Source organism: Ruegeria sp. AA6, from assembly GCF_056542865.1.
The window spans coordinates 1-15,269 of record NZ_JBQGAN010000036.1 but is presented as its reverse complement, the minus strand read 5'-3'; the positions used below and the strand labels follow the sequence as shown (position 1 = coordinate 15,269).

12 protein-coding genes, 1 tRNA gene and 1 pseudogene are annotated in these 15,269 nt (G+C 56.4%); 2 read left to right on the top strand and 12 right to left on the bottom strand.

Annotation, left to right across the window (positions count from 1 at the left end; genetic code table 11):
- Positions 1 to 4 precede the first annotated feature (4 nt).
- The 5 genes from ACR0LN_RS22180 to ACR0LN_RS22160 all read right to left on the bottom strand — a co-directional run bounded on the left by ACR0LN_RS22180 (position 5) and on the right by ACR0LN_RS22160 (position 6,693).
- Positions 5 to 955: an ABC transporter permease gene (locus ACR0LN_RS22180; protein ID WP_480432786.1), complete on the bottom strand. Its 951-nt coding sequence runs from the start codon at positions 953 to 955 to the stop codon at positions 5 to 7.
- Positions 952 to 1,929 carry an ABC transporter permease gene (locus ACR0LN_RS22175; RefSeq protein WP_480432784.1) on the bottom strand — a complete coding sequence of 326 codons (978 nt, stop codon included), beginning with the start codon at positions 1,927 to 1,929 and terminating at the stop codon, positions 952 to 954. The genes ACR0LN_RS22180 and ACR0LN_RS22175 overlap by 4 nt, the downstream gene beginning before the upstream one ends.
- 72 nt (positions 1,930 to 2,001) lie before the next feature.
- Entirely contained in the window at positions 2,002 to 3,567 is a 1,566-nt protein-coding gene (locus ACR0LN_RS22170; RefSeq protein ID WP_480432782.1) for an ABC transporter substrate-binding protein, read from the bottom strand.
- Between the two features lie 102 nt (positions 3,568 to 3,669).
- On the bottom strand, positions 3,670 to 5,250 hold the full coding sequence (locus ACR0LN_RS22165; RefSeq protein ID WP_480432780.1) for an ABC transporter substrate-binding protein: 1,581 nt from the start codon (positions 5,248 to 5,250) through the stop codon (positions 3,670 to 3,672).
- A gap of 159 nt (positions 5,251 to 5,409) precedes the next feature.
- Positions 5,410 to 6,693: an amidohydrolase family protein gene (locus ACR0LN_RS22160; protein WP_480432779.1), complete on the bottom strand. Its 1,284-nt coding sequence runs from the start codon at positions 6,691 to 6,693 to the stop codon at positions 5,410 to 5,412.
- Between the two features lie 625 nt (positions 6,694 to 7,318).
- Between ACR0LN_RS22160 and ACR0LN_RS22155 the strand changes: the two genes are divergently transcribed.
- Positions 7,319 to 8,485 carry a nucleotide sugar dehydrogenase gene (locus tag ACR0LN_RS22155; protein ID WP_480432777.1) on the top strand — a complete coding sequence of 389 codons (1,167 nt, stop codon included), beginning with the start codon at positions 7,319 to 7,321 and terminating at the stop codon, positions 8,483 to 8,485.
- 65 nt (positions 8,486 to 8,550) lie between these two features.
- Here the strand turns inward: ACR0LN_RS22155 and ACR0LN_RS22150 are convergent, their stop codons facing one another.
- The 4 genes from ACR0LN_RS22150 to ACR0LN_RS22135 all read right to left on the bottom strand — a co-directional run bounded on the left by ACR0LN_RS22150 (position 8,551) and on the right by ACR0LN_RS22135 (position 12,317).
- Complete coding sequence (locus ACR0LN_RS22150; protein WP_480432775.1) at positions 8,551 to 9,999, bottom strand: mannose-1-phosphate guanylyltransferase/mannose-6-phosphate isomerase; 1,449 nt, start codon at positions 9,997 to 9,999, stop codon at positions 8,551 to 8,553.
- 268 nt (positions 10,000 to 10,267) lie between these two features.
- On the bottom strand, positions 10,268 to 11,062 hold the full coding sequence (locus ACR0LN_RS22145; RefSeq protein ID WP_480432773.1) for an iron chelate uptake ABC transporter family permease subunit: 795 nt from the start codon (positions 11,060 to 11,062) through the stop codon (positions 10,268 to 10,270).
- The gene (locus ACR0LN_RS22140; protein WP_480432772.1) at positions 11,062 to 11,802 is read right to left on the bottom strand and encodes a metal ABC transporter ATP-binding protein; all 741 of its coding nucleotides are present in this window, start codon (positions 11,800 to 11,802) and stop codon (positions 11,062 to 11,064) included. The genes ACR0LN_RS22145 and ACR0LN_RS22140 overlap by 1 nt, the downstream gene beginning before the upstream one ends.
- A 2-nt stretch (positions 11,803 to 11,804) precedes the next feature.
- Positions 11,805 to 12,317 (bottom strand): Fur family transcriptional regulator, encoded by a 513-nt coding sequence (locus ACR0LN_RS22135; protein ID WP_480432770.1) that lies wholly within the window; start codon positions 12,315 to 12,317, stop codon positions 11,805 to 11,807.
- 57 nt (positions 12,318 to 12,374) lie between these two features.
- On the opposite strand from ACR0LN_RS22135, the gene ACR0LN_RS22130 reads away from it, so the two are divergent.
- Positions 12,375 to 13,490, top strand: a complete 1,116-nt coding sequence (locus ACR0LN_RS22130) for a zinc ABC transporter substrate-binding protein (protein ID WP_480432768.1) — start codon at positions 12,375 to 12,377, stop codon at positions 13,488 to 13,490.
- 484 nt (positions 13,491 to 13,974) lie between these two features.
- On the opposite strand, the gene ACR0LN_RS22125 is transcribed toward ACR0LN_RS22130, so the two are convergent.
- From ACR0LN_RS22125 to ACR0LN_RS22115, 3 genes and pseudogenes are all read right to left on the bottom strand, one after another.
- A complete protein-coding gene (locus ACR0LN_RS22125; RefSeq protein ID WP_480432766.1) occupies positions 13,975 to 14,547 on the bottom strand; it encodes a hypothetical protein in 573 nt (190 codons plus the stop codon).
- Between the two features lie 179 nt (positions 14,548 to 14,726).
- Positions 14,727 to 14,963: pseudogene (locus ACR0LN_RS22120) on the bottom strand (transposase); the annotation flags it as partial.
- 226 nt (positions 14,964 to 15,189) lie between these two features.
- A tRNA-Met gene (locus ACR0LN_RS22115) sits at positions 15,190 to 15,266 on the bottom strand.
- Positions 15,267 to 15,269 lie beyond the last annotated feature (3 nt).

The window sequence follows — 15,269 nt, the reverse complement described above, 5'->3', positions numbered from 1 at the left end:
GAAATCACCGCAGCTTGGGGTTCAGCGCATCGCGCAGCCAGTCGCCCAGCAGGTTCACAGACAGGGCCAGCGCCAGAAGGGTGCAGGCCGGGAAGAACAGAATCCACCACTCACCCGAGAACAGGAAGCCTTGCCCGATACGGATCAGCGTCCCCAACGAGGGTTGGGTCGGAGGTGCTCCGACACCAAGAAAACTGAGCGTCGCCTCAGCAATGATCGCCAGCGCCAGCGAAATGGTGGCAATCACAAGAACCGGGCTGAGAACGTTAGGCAGGATGTGGCGGAACATGATCGGGATAGATCCGCGACCGATCAGGCGCGCGGCCTGCACATATTCCTTGTTCTTTTCCACCAGTGCCGCGCCACGCACCACGCGGGCAAACTGTACCCAGTCAGACAGGGCGATAGCGACGATCAGCACATAGATCGCCATTTCATTGCGGTATTCGGGCGGGGTCACACCCTTGGCGATGCCAAAGATCAGCATGGCAACCAGAATGGCCGGGAAGGTCAGCTGCACGTCAGCAATCCGCATGATCACGGTCTCGATCCATCCTCCGAAATAGGCCGCCATCAGGCCAAGGATCACGCCGATGATCATCGCCAGCAGCACCGCAGACACACCAACAAACAGGGAAATGCGCATGCCGTAGAGGATGGTCGAGAACACATCCCGCCCCTGATCGTCCGTGCCCAGCAAAAAGGTATCTTGCGTGAACGCGTTCGGGGTACCCGGCGGAGTAAACCCGTTCATCAGGTTCAGCGTGGCCGGGTCAAACGGGTTATAGGGCGCAATCAGCGGCGCAAAAATCGCCGCCAGCACAAGGATCACCACCACTAGCGAAGCGACAACGGCCACCGGGGAATGCCGGAATGACCACGCGAAATCGCTGTCCCAGAATTTGGCGAAACGCGACTGTGGCGCGGGTTTCGGGGTTTCGATGGTATCGGTCATGTGGCCCTCGCGTCGACACGCAGGCGCGGGTCAATAGCATAGTAGAGTAGATCGACGATCAGGTTGATCGTCACGAACATGACCGAGATCAGCATCAGGTAAGCGGCCATGACGGGGATATCGACGAACTGGATTGCATTGATGAACAGCAAACCGACGCCCGGCCACTGAAACACCGTCTCGGTGATGATGGCAAAAGCGATGATCGAGCCCAGTTGCAGACCCGTGATCGTAATCACCGGCACCAGCGTGTTCTTTAACGCATGGCGGAAGTTGATCACCCGGTCCGACAACCCTCGGGCGCGGGCAAAGCGGACATAGTCGGCGCGCATCACCTCAAGCATTTCCGATCGCACCAGCCGCATGATCAGCGTCATCTGATACAGACCCAAAGTGATCGCGGGCAGGATCAGCGCCTTGAGGCCCGAGGCGGTCAGGAACCCCGTGGACCAATTGCCAATCATAACGGTCTCGCCCCTCCCAAAGCTGGGCAGGAGGTCCAGTTCGACCGAGAAGATATAGATCAGGAGTATCCCTATTAAGAACGTGGGCAAGGACACCCCGATCAGGGACACGGTCATGATGACGTTCGCTGCCACCCCTTGTCGTCGGATCGCCGTAAACACGCCCAGCGCGATGCCCAATGTGATTGCCAGAAAGCCCGAAACAAAGGCCAGTTCCAACGTTGCCGGCGCGCGCTCGATCAGGATGGTCGAGACCGGGCGACCCTGACGGTACGAGACACCAAAATTGCCCTGCACCGCGCCTTGCAGAAACTTGAAATACTGGACCGGAAAGGGCTGATCCAAGCCAAGCTCGGTGCGCAGTCGATCAATGTCGGCTTGTGTGCGTTCCTGCCCCAGCATGTTGTCAATCGGGTCACCGACAAAGCGGAACATGGAAAAGGCCACCAGACCCACGACCAGCAGCACGATCACGGATTGGAACATCCTTCGGACGATATATGCGAACATTCGTTTCCCTCGTTGATCGGTCTTCCTAGGCCGGTTTTGACCAAGTGGTCAAGATAAGCTGACAGGCGTGGATCAGTTCACGGTCACCCAGCGCAGAAGAAAGAAGTTGTCCGGCCGCTGGGTCAGTTCCACATTGCTGCGCGTACCCCAAAGCAGCGGCTGCACATACATGGGCACATAGACCTGTTCGTCCTGAATGATCCGCGCGACCTCATCCAGCATGGCTTGCCGTTTGGCCTGATCCAGTTCGGATTGGATCATCGGCAACAGCTCATCCACCCGCGCGTTCGAGAAACCGCCGAAATTCCAGCTGCCCAGCTTTTTTTCCTCGTTCGGGGTGGCCACCAGGAACCGCACCGGGTGTTCGGCGTCAAAGGTACCTGGGCTCCAGCCCAGCAGGTACATGTCGTAGTTGTCCTCGCGCAGCTCGGGCCAATAATTGCGGACAGGCATGGCATCCAATTCCGCCGTGATCCCGATTTGGGCCAGCATCGAGACGACGGCCTGACAGACGGCTTCATCATTCAGGTAACGGTCGTTCGGGCATTTCAGACCAAAGGAAAAGCCATCGGCATAACCTGCCTCAGACAGCAGGGCCTTGGCGGCCTCAATATCAAAGGCTGGTCGGTCAGCATTGGCCGCGGAATAGCCACTCATGGCGGGGCTGACCAGTTGCGAGGCCGCCTCGGCGTTGCCGCGCATGATGGTGGCCAGAATAGCATCAACATTCACCGCTTGCGCGACTGCCTTGCGGACGCGCGGGTCACGGAACGGGTTGGGTTTGCCCGCATCATCGGTGTATTTCAATGCCTCGGCCTGATGATCGAAGCCCAGCATAATCACGCGCGCCTCGATGCCTTGGATCACCTCAACATCGTCCTGCTGTTGCAGGCGCGCGACGTCCTGAATCGGCACAGGGTTGATCATGTCGACATCGCCGGACAGCAGCGCAGCGACGGCAGTGGCCGGGTTCTGGATCGGCGTAAACTCGGCGCTGGTGATGTTGTGCTCAGGCTCGCCCCACCAGCCGTCAAAGGGCTCCAGAACGGTACGTAGACCGGGCTCGCGCGCGGTGACTTTGAACGCACCCGTGCCGTTTGCGTTCAGCGTGGCAAAGTTGCCGGTTTCCTTGTCAGGCACAACCGCGTCACTCGCCTCGGTCCAGCCCTGATCCATGATCATCCAGTTGGCGATCGAAGACGGGAACAGCGGGTTTGGTGCCGTGGTCATGAAATCAACTGTATAATCGTCGACGACCTTCACCTCGCTGATCGGCGCAAACCAGCTGCGGGTATCCGCCGCCTCGCCCGAGGCGCGTTGATAGCTAAACAGCACGTCCTGCGCATCGAATGTGCTGCCGTCATGGAAGGTCACGCCTTCACGCAGGTTAAACCGCCAACCCTCGCCATCACCGATGGGTTCCCAACTGACCGCTAGCGCCGGTTCGACCTGCATGTCCTTGTCCCGGCGAACCAACCCTTCGTAGACGTTATTGAGGAATCCCAGAACCGGGGCCGAGTTGACCGCATGCGGGTCCATCGTCTGCGGATCAGTGGTTGAGGCCCATTTGAATTCGGCTGCCTGCGCGCTGGTGGCAACCAGCAAAGCCAGCCCAATGGCGCTGTGTTTGAGGATCATGGCGAAATCTCCCTGAGTGACCCGCAAAAGGGCGGTGTTGCAGGATAACGCAAAAGGCAGGGCGCGGTGATCACGCCCTGCCAAGTCACTGACGTTTCAGACTTAGTTCAGCGTGAAGTACTTGATCTTGGGCGAGTCTTCAGGCTCGACCACAGTCCCCACGTTGGATTTCATGCCCCAGTTCAGCACCTGGTGGTGGATCGGGATATACAGCTGTTCGTCCTGAACCACTTGCCAGATTTCAGCAATCTGCTTGTCACGCTCGGGCAGGTTGGTTTCCGAGGCCAGCGCTACGATCTTGGCGTCCAGTTCCGGGTTGCTGTAGCGGGTGCCGTTCCACGAACCGTATTTCTCACCTTTGGTGTGCGCCAGGAAGTTGAAGATGTATTCCGAGTCATATGTCGGAACACCCCAGCCCAGCATGTAGAAATCGGTTTCCAGATTGTTGATCAGCGGGAAGTGCTGCGCCTTGGGTTTGGCATCCAGATTTACGGTGATCCCGATCTGCGCCAGCATGCCGACAGCGGCCTGACAGATCGCCTCATCGTTGATGTAGCGGTCATTCGGGCAATCAAGCTGGATGGTGAAGCCATCCGGGTAACCCGCCTCGGCCATCAGCGCCTTGGCACCTTCGATATCGGTGGTCGAGGAGCTATCCATACCCTCATCCCAACCGTTCACAAAAGGCGGCGCAATCATGCCCGCCGGGGCCGACTGGCCGCGCATCACGACCTGCTTAATCGCATCGCGGTTGATCGCCTTGGACATGGCCTGACGCACGCGGACATCCGACAAGGGGTTCTTGCCGTCGACATTGTCATTAGCCAGATCCGCATCGCCCATGTTCAAACCAAAGAAGATCACCCGGTTCTGCGGCGCGGTGCGTACGTCCAAACCATCGGCACCGGCAACACGCTCAAGGTCTTGCACCGGCACATCCTGAATGAAATCAACCTCACCGGACAACAGAGCGGCCACACGGGTGGCTGCGTTCTGGATCGGGGTATAGATGATCTCGGTCACCGCCAGCGGGAACTCATCCTTGCCCCAATAGCCATCATAGGCCGCCAGAACAGTTTTCACATCCGGTTCGCGGCTGACCAGCTTGTAGGGGCCAGTGCCATTTGCGTTCTTGGCCGCAAACGTGTCTTCACCACCTTCATAGTCCTGCACCTTCACGGCGTTGTTTGCCTCGGCCCAGCCCTTGTCCATCATGAACATATTGGTCAGGTTGTTCGGCATGATCGGGTTCGGACCATCGGTCTCGATCTCGACCGTGTATTTGTCCGGCGCGCGCACCTCTTTCACCGAGGCCAGCAACTCCTTGTAGTCCGAGTCCGGCGTCATCGCGCGGTTCAGCGAGAACACGACATCTTCGCTGTCAAACTCGGCCCCGTCGTGGAAAGTTACACCTTCGCGCAGCTTGAACACCCAGACATTCGGGTTGGCCTCAGAGGGCGCCCATTCGGTGGCCAGCGACGGCACAAGCGCGCCGGAATGGTCACGCATCACCAGCGTTTCCATGATCTGGTGCGCCAGCGCCGAGGTCGGGCCTTCGTTCTGCGCATGTGGGTCCAGCGTCAGCGAGTCTCCCGCCCGCGCCCAGCGCAGTGTTTCGGCAGACGCGCCAGCTGCCATCAACGCGGTGGCGCTGGCGGCAATCATCAGGTTTCTTAGGATCATTTTATTCTCCCCGTTTATTGTTAGCGCCATCTTTGCGACGGCTGGCCGCTTTCCGCGACCGTGGTAAATTTGATCATCCAGATCATTTTGATGGTTGCAACAACAGATTGTGCCTAGATCAGGCGACCCAAGGTCAAGTTGGACCGCGCGAAACAGATTTCAGACAAACGGCGCCCCCGCCTCGTCCAGCGTTTTCAGGCCATTTGGCAATGACAGGTCATAGGTAACCGGGCTTGATCGAGCGATCACGCGCCCTTTGCGCACTACAGCCAACCGGTGGGCCCGCAGCCGGATTGCCTCAATCCGGTCGGTGGCCTGCAACAGCACGAAATTCGCAGCACAGCCTTTGGCCACGCCATAACCTTCCAAACCCATGATCCGGGCCGAGTTTTCAGTCACCGCATCAAAACACCACGCCATATCGGCGCGGCTGGACAGTTGTCCCACATGTAAGCCAATAAAGGCCACATCCAGCATGTCGGCCTTCCCCAGCGAATACCACGGGTCCATCATGCAATCCGAGCCGAAGCCCACGGTGATCCCGGCATCGCGCAGTTCACGTACACGGGTTTGACCCCGGCGTTTGGGATAGGTGTCGTGCCGACCCTGCAGCATGATGTTGATCAAAGGGTTCGGAATCGCATGTACCCCGGCCTCGACCATCAGTGGGATCAGTTTGGAGACGTAGTAGTTGTCCATCGAATACATCGAGGTCAAATGCGAGCCCGCAACCCGCCCATTCAGACCCAAACGCTGGGTTTCATAGGCCAGCGTTTCGATATGGCGGCTATGTGGATCGTCGCTTTCGTCGCAGTGCATATCGACCATCAAGCCGCGTTCCGCCGCGATTTCACACAGCACGCGCACAGATTCGGCCCCATCAGCTATGGTGCGTTCGAAATGCGGGATACCCCCTACGACATCCACACCCATATCCAGCGCGCGAATGGTGTTTTGCATTGCGGTGGGGTCGCGCAACACACCATCCTGCGGGAAGGCCACCAGTTGCAGATCAAGATAATCCTTCACCTGATCCCGCACCTGCAACAGGGCTTGCACGCCCTTCAGTTCGTCATCGCAAGTGTCCACATGACTGCGGATCGCACCGATGCCCTTGGCCACGGCCAACTCACAGTATCGCAAAGCGCGGGCGGCGATGTCATCCACCGCCTGGATTGGTTTCAATTCCCCCCACAGTGCGATTCCTTCCAACAGCGTGCCCGACACATTCATGCGCGGATTTCCCAGTGATAGGGTCGCATCCATATGGAAATGCGGGTCGACAAAGGGCGGCGAGACCAACTGCCGCTCAGCGTCGATCACCTCCTCTGCTTCAGCAGCAATCCCGGCTTCGACAGCGACGATCTGGCCGTCGGAACAGGCGATATCAACACCAGTCTGGCCGTCGGGCAGAGTGGCATTTTTGACGATCAAATCGAACATGGAAGCTCCTATTGTTGATTTGCGAACTGAAGGTAAGAAACCCACTCAGATAATCCGCCGACAGCGTTGAGACGACAAGCACGATGATCAAGAAGATGTAGTGGGCCATCAGGAAGACCGGACCCGGCACCAGCGCAATGCAGACACATCCGCACTGACCATGTCTGTACGATCTGTCATTGGCACGTCTATCGCCACACAAAACGGCGGAAAGTTTGCTGTGGCCGGGCCGAAAGCTCCACCGGCATCTATAGGGTACAAAACAACACCGGTCGCATCGCCCACTCCTTGCAATGGACCAGCGATATTCTGAGCAAAATGATCGTCACGGTTGCGCCTTCGAAGTTAACGTGCCGCGTGCCGCGCAACTCTCCCTTGCCGCGGGGTTGGAACTGCGCAACAACCACATCATCATCGCAGAACGCCTTGTCACGCTATGGGGCGTACAATCAGCCAAATCACACCCTCGCCTATAACAAAACCAGTCAATGCCGCCGTGAACTGAACCGAACATGTTCAATCTGATCAGACAGATGTCGAATTGTCGCCCAAATGCTTATCAGGCCGCAAAAACACGGTTATGGTCACCCGGGCTGCACAGGCCAAAGACACAAGGAATTAAAATATGAAGATTGCGATTGCCGGGATCGGGTATGTGGGATTGTCCAACGCGGTGCTGTTGGCACAAAATCACGAAGTGGTCGCCCTGGATATTTCAGCGGAACGCGTTGCCCTGATCAACCAGCGCCAAAGCCCGATCCAGGATGCCGAGATCGAGGAGTTCCTGGCCAACCGTACACTCAACCTGAGCGCCACAACCGATGCGGAAACCGCTTTCCGCGACGCCGATTTCGTGATCGTGGCAACCCCGACCAACTACGATCCCCGCAGCAACTACTTCGACACCAGCTCGGTCGACGCGGTGATCGAACAAACCACCGCGCTGAACCCCGACGCTGTCATCGTGATTAAATCAACCATCCCCGTTGGCTTCGTAACCGACGCGCGCACGCGTTTCGGGACCAACAATGTCATCTTCTCGCCAGAGTTCCTGCGCGAAGGGCAGGCGCTGTACGACAACCTCCACCCCAGCCGGATCATCGTCGGAGAACGCTCGGACCGGGCAAAGGTCTTTGCCGACCTGCTGCTGGAAGGAGCCCTCGACAAAGATGTTCCCATTCTGTTCACTGACGCGGACGAGACCGAAGCCATCAAGCTATTCGCCAATACCTACCTTGCCATGCGGGTGGCTTTCTTCAACGAACTTGACAGCTATTCCCTGGCCGGTGGCATGGATCCCCGCCAGATCATTGAAGGCGTCAGCCTCGATCCCCGGATCGGCGCGCACTACAACAACCCATCCTTCGGATATGGTGGCTACTGCCTGCCGAAAGACACCAAGCAACTGCTGGCCAACTACAACCATGTCCCCCAAAACCTGATCCGCGCTATCGTCGACGCGAACCGGACCCGCAAGGATTTTCTCAGCGATCAGATCCTGATGAAAGGTCCAAAAACTGTCGGCATCTACCGCCTGGTCATGAAAGAGGGCAGCGACAATTTCCGCCAAAGTTCAATCCAGGGCATCATGAAACGGATCAAGGCAAAAGGGGTTCAGGTCATTGTCTATGAACCGGTGCTAGATGAAGACCACTTCTTCCATTCCCCGGTGATCAGCGACCTGGAAACCTTCAAACAAAAAGCCGACCTGATTATCGCCAACCGGCTTTCCGACGAAATCAGGGATGTCAGCGAAAAAGTCTTTACCCGAGACCTGTTCCAAGCAGACTAAACGTTAGAAAACAAAGCCCCCCAAAAAGGGGGCTCAAAAAACCAACGCCGGAAGCGTGTGCAAGATTAACCCTTGGCACCCTGACCGCGTGCGTATTTGTCTTCGTACCGAACTATATCATCTTCACCCAAATACGTGCCGGTCTGAACTTCAATCAAAACCATCGGAACCTTGCCGGGGTTTTCCATGCGATGCGTAGCCCCAACAGGAATGTAGACCGACTGGTTTTCCGTGACCAATTGCTGACGGTCATCAATGGTTACACGGGCCGTACCCTCAACCACGATCCAGTGTTCGGATCGATGCACGTGGCTCTGAAGGCTTAACGATGCGCCAGGGTGAACATGAATTCGCTTCACCTGAAACCGGTCACCAACCACAAGGCTTTCGAACCATCCCCACGGACGGTGATCCTTGGGGAAATCGGTAGCCTGAGAAACGCCCTTTGCTTTCAGCGCAGTAACTGCTTTCTTGACATCCTGCGCCCGGTTGGAATCCGCCACAAGAACCGCGTCATTCATCGCCACGGCGATGATGTTTTCCAGGCCAATCCCAACCAGCTCCACCTGATCACTATCCGAGCGTAAGAGCGAATCATGGCAATCGATCGCCGTCGCGCATCCGCTGGTCACCACACCATCGGCATCCGGCCCGCTTTCGCGCCAGACCGCGTCCCAGCCGCCCAGGTCGGACCAGGCCGCATCAAACGGAACAACGGACAGGTTCGTTGCTTTTTCCATTACCGCATAGTCAATCGAGATATCTTCGGCCTGTGCCCAAGGTTCGGGGTTCAGGCGTAAGAATCCCAGATCCGGGGACGCCGTCTTTACCGCCGCTTCGACCGGTGCGATCAAATCGGGCGCGTGGGCTCGGAATGCGGCAATCATGTCCGCGGCGCGGAACAGGAAAATCCCTGCATTCCACTTGAAATTTCCAGCCGCCAGCATTTCGGTCGCACGGGCCAAGTCCGGTTTTTCGACAAACTGCTTCAACGGAACGGGCGCGCCATCTGTGCCAGCCGGAGTTGTCAGTTCAAGATAACCATAGGCGGTTTCCGGGTGCGACGGAGTGATCCCAAATGTCACCATCTGACCTTGGGCCACGGCCTCTAACCCGCGGGCGACCGTCGCCTTAAATGCGGTCACGTCCGGAACGACGTGATCCGATGGGGCAACTAGAAGTACGGCATCCGGGTCTTCAGCCACAGCACGCAGAGAGGCCGCCAGAATTGCAGGCGCAGTGTTGCGTCCCTCGGGCTCGATCAGAATTGCGCCGGGATCAATACCGACGGCTTGCAGCTGTTCCACGACGATGAATCGAAAATCCGAATTGGTCAGAACTACAGGTGCTGCAAACTCCAATGCCTGCGTCCTGCCCGACAGCCGCCGCGCAGAGGCTTGAAACAGAGTTTCCTCACCAACAAGCGGCACAAATTGTTTGGGGTAGCTTTTCCGGGACAACGGCCAAAGACGCGTGCCAGACCCTCCGCACAGGAGAACGGGAGTAATCAACATGATAAGCTCGAATTCTGATCTAATTGGGAAAAGTCCTATTAAAAGCGCTTTACCGTGGCAAGGACTAGCTGTGAATCAGTCAGAAAAGGGAAGCTAAACCTTCAACGCGCGCTAACGTGGACCTCTGCTAATTTCCGGTCAGGAATCTGCGTTCGGGCCTGTCGAGGCAGGCCGCGCAGACGGCGCCGGTTGCAAATGCATCGGTATCAATGAAAATACGGTCCTGACGCGCCGTTTGTCGGCAGAGTTAGCGTGATCTAGCTCACGCTTAGGTGCGCCGAGTTTGCCACCCGATCAAACTGAAAAACGCAAATAGAACAGCCGCCACACAGACGATAGAAGGTCCAGCAGGCGTATCAAACAGGTATGCGGCCCTCAGCCCGGCAACGGCCGAAAATGCCCCAATTGCGGCAGCAATCAACGCCATCGCTTCCGGAGATCTGGCCAAACTGCGTGCAGCAGCTGCCGGAATGATCAGCAACGCAGCGATCAGCAGTACGCCCACAACCTTGATCGCCACCGCCACCGTAACGGCAAGCGACACCGTCAGGATCAACTGTTCGCGCTTAGGGTCAAAACCGCTGGAATAAGCTAATTCTTCATTCAACGTCGCCGTCAAAAGTTGGGACCAGCGCCACGCAATCAACCCCGCGACAAGTGCCGCACCGCCCCAGATCACAATCAGATCGCCGCGCGACACTGCAAGAATGTCGCCAAAGAGATACGCCATCAGGTCGATGCGCACACCAGACAGAAACGAAACTGCGACAAGACCGAAGGCAAGCGCAGAATGCGCCAGCACCCCTAACAACGTGTCCATCGCGTAACCACGCCTGGCCAACAGCGTCACCGTCAGTGCCATGACCAGCGCAACAGCCAGGGCACCTGTAAAGACGGACATCTGAAACGTCAGTGACAGTGCGACACCAAGGATAGCGGCGTGTGCGGTGGCGTCCCCGAAATAGGCCATGCGACGCCAAACCACAAAACATCCAAGGGGTGCCGCAGCAAATGCAACGCCAATGCCCGCAAGTGTTGCGCGCGTCATAAAGTCATCAAGCATTATTCTGCTGCTTCCTGAGAATGATCATGGTGGTCGTGATCGTGGTCGTGATCATGTCGGTAAAGCGCCAGCGCTCCGCCGGTGCCTGTTCCGAACAAGGCACGATATTCCGGGGCCGACGCCACAACGGCGGGGGACCCCTCGCAACAGACGTGCCCGTTCAGGCAGATAACTCTGTCCGAGGCGCTCATGACCACATGCAGTTCATGGCTGATCATCAAAATAGCGCAGCCGGTTTCACGCCGCACCTGTTCGATTTGACGATAAAACGCTGCTGAGCCGGGCTGGTCGAGCCCCTGGGTCGCTTCGTCCAAGAGCAAAACATCAGGGCGATTGATCAACGCCCGCGCCAGCAACACTCTCTGGAATTGACCACCAGAGAGCTGCGACATCTGTCGTTTCAACAAGTCAGGAACACCGGCAGATTCCAGCGCTTCGACGCATTGTCTTCGAGACACGCGATCGGTCAGGCGCATAAATCTTTCGACAGAGATCGGCAGGGTCGGGTCGATATGCAGCTTTTGCGGAACATATCCAATTTTCAGACCCGGCTTCAGCGATACCAGACCTGCACACGGCTTGATCGCGCCAATGACAGCCCGCAAAAGGCTGGTCTTGCCCGATCCGTTTGGACCCACAATCGTGACGATCTCGCCCGGCTCAATTGCCATGTCTACATGACGCAAAATGGTATTGGCACCGTAGCGGACGCTGAGGTTTTCAACGTTGATCAGGGTCATGTCTACGCCTTCTTGGTGCAGTCTGGGCAGATTCCCTCGGCTTCTACAACCGTTCGTTCAATCTCAAAACCCGCTGCACGCGCAGCCGCACCCAATACGCCCTTGGCCGGGGTGGATTGCGCCTCGGCCACCGCGTCACATTTTCTGCAGATCATGAAGGCAGGCGAATGCGCGGCACCTGGGTGAGAGCAGGCGACAAACGCGTTCAACCGTTCAATCTTGTGGACGAACCCATTCTGAACAAGGAAGTCGAGCGCACGATAAGCCACAGGAGGCTGGGAACCAAACCCCTCTTCCCGCAATCGATCAAGAATGGCGTAGGCGCCCAAAGCCCGGTGTTCCTGCAACAGCATCTCAAGAACTTTGCGCCGTACAGGGGTCAGACGCAGACCTTCCTCTTTGCACCGCGCGTCAGCCGTAGCCAGCGCAGTTTCTACGCAAGTCTCGTGGTCATGTTTCCGGAATCCAACTGGGGCCGCTTCATCGACCGGGATGGGGCGCGTCTCACTTGTCATGTTATTCCATATCATGTATGCCGCTCGTAAATGTTATAAAATCACACAGAGGGTCTGATGTCCAGAAAGCTTCTTCCACTATCCATTACCGCAGTCTTGATGGGCGGAACGGCCATGGCGGATGTACCGAATGTAGCGGTCGACATTGCACCAGTTCACTCACTGGTGGCCCGCGTGATGGAGGGTGTTGGCACACCAGATCTGGTAATTCAACCGGGTGCGTCCCCACACGAATACAACCTCCGCCCCTCAGAAGCTGCAGCGTTGCAAGAGGCTGATCTTGTTTTCTGGATTGGCGAAGACCTTACCCCGTGGATGGAAGGTGCGATGGACACGCTGGCTGACGGCGCGACGGTTACCACGCTTCTTGAAGCGGACGGCACGGTTCTTTTGGAATTCCGGGAAAACGCCCTGTTCGAAGCGCATGATCACGGGGATCATGACGACCACGACGATCATGACGATCACGACCATGCGGAAGAGCATGCCGAAGACGGTGAACATGCACATGACGACGAGCATGGACACGATGAGCATGCCGAAGACAAGGACCATGACGATCATGGGCATGACGAAGAGCATGCGGACGATCACGACCATGATGATCACGAAGACCATGCTGACCACGACGGGCATGACGATCATGAAGGTCATGCGCACGGCGACCATGATCCCCATGCCTGGCTGTCTCCGGCAAACGCAGAAACCTGGCTGAACGTGATCGCGGCGCAACTGTCTTCCGCAGACCCGGACAACGCCGGCGCCTATTTTGCCAACGCCGCAGCTGCGCGCGAGGAAATGGCGGCGCTGTCTGCCGAAATAGCCGAGACACTTGATCCCGTCCGCGGCGGCAGCTTCATCGTCTTCCACGACGCCTATCAGTATTTCGAGGATGCGTTTGACTTCCCGGCGGCGGGCGCAATCTCGATTGGCGACGCGGCCGACCCAAGCCCGGCCCGCATTGGGGAAATTCAGGCCCGTATCAAGGACGAGGGTATTGATTGTGTCCTGGCAGAGCCGCAGTTCAACTCTGGAATTGTCGACGTCGTACTGGATGGCACCCAAGCGAAAACCGGTGTGATAGACCCGCTTGGTTCTGAGCTAGAGCTTGGTGTGACGCTGTATCCTCAGGTCATCCGCAATATGGCAAAGACCCTGGCTGAGTGCCTATAAATGTCTCTGGCCCCGGTCGAGATGGATAAATCGGCCGGGTTGCCAGCGAATTGGTCGCGAACTTACCCAAATTTCTAACCAGCCAGCGGCAGTTTTAAGGCAAGCTCAATCGCGACAGAGCACATGAAACGACGTGCATTTTCACGGTTCTGCTGGGTGCGGTCTCCGCTGAGGTGGTATTTTATATGTGATTCCGGCGGAGTGTATTAACGCCGCTGTTCTCTTCATGGATTCCCATACGGCTACAGCATCTCGTCCGTTAAAGTCTAGAATTCGACTTCCATAGCGTTCACGACCCGCAACAGGCCGCGCATCAAGGGATTAATTTAGATATATTCCGTTTTGCACGACGATGTCTCCGAAAGGTGGGAATGAACTAGTCGCTCCCGCGCGGGTTACTTACTCTTGCCGATTACGTCTACAAAAACCCAATACAAGTGATCAGATTCAATTTCTTCCCCTGAAGTTTCTGCCGTGCTTGCTTCTATTCGAATTTCAGCCATTCTCGTTTTCCATCACTCTGAATTAAAGCCACTTGTCCATTTGGGAAAAAGCTCAAAACTGCTGTGAACTTGCCTTTTGATTTGCCGGGCCCAATCGCCAACAAAGCAATTACGATGTTATTCGATCTATCTACCGTAAATTGATAAGTAAACCTGCCTTCCGTTACTGGGCTGTCGGCACGTTTGACGTATGTGTTGTCACTTAGGCTTTCGAATTCGTCAACGATGCAGTCCCAGTCCATGAATCCAAATTTTTCATAGTTTTCGTGAAGCATCTGCTGGACGTAGTTTCTTGTATCCTCATGGTCCCAGAATGAACTTTCATCTATGCTCATTTGAAGACAGTGACGAGTTGCTGTCACTTCACCTTCATCAGCCCAGACCTTTTGGTGAGGGAGCAAACACCAGAAACTGGCCAGTGCGACCACAGCAACCACAATCCGACGTTCTACCTTTGAGGATAAAATTAGTGCCTTAAAAGCGGTCATTTTATTCGCTTTGTGATGGCGAGACTCAGATTTTTCGCAGCTGCCTACGAAGATTTTACGTAGCAACAATATGGCTCCTCGGTTCAAAGTTTTCCGTTAGGGACATATTCACAGCGAACCGGTGCGGCGGGTAGTATGGAATCCGTAACTTATGTGGGAATAAACAATCTGTTTAGAAGGAGACCCCGGGCAAGTGCCCCAAATTATTTCCGCTTCCAAATGCGTTGAAATCATTAGACGGGCACCGTGTCGCCTGCCAGACGTTTCTTGCCGGCTTCCAGGAATTCCTTGGACCAGCTGTAATAAAGGCTCTGCGCGATGCCCTCACGACGGCACAGCTCTGCAATGCTGTCCTCGCCTTTTAGGCCGTCCAGCACAATCCTGATCTTCTCTTCTGCGGAGTACTGTTTGCGGGTCGCACGACGAAAGTCTTTTACGACCTTCTGACCGTGGCTCTGCTTGGTTCCGGGTTTCTTTCTCATCTCCACTCCTTGGCGGTTACGATGAGCCAGAAACCCTCAGCTTCCGACCATTGCCAGGTTAGTGTCGCACCCATTTTCGATGATTTGAGGTAGCGATCACTGTTGCGCGTTCACCACACCCGCAATTCCGCTCCGTTTGCTTCCACAGTGCTTCCAGCGCCCAAAGCACAACGTAGAAAGCCCCGCGTTGTGCGAGGCTAAGTGTTTGATATTATACTTAGAAGATTGGTTGCGGGAGCAGGATTTGAACCTGCGACCTTCAGGTTATGAGCCTGACGAGCTACCGGGCTGCTCCATCCCGCGACA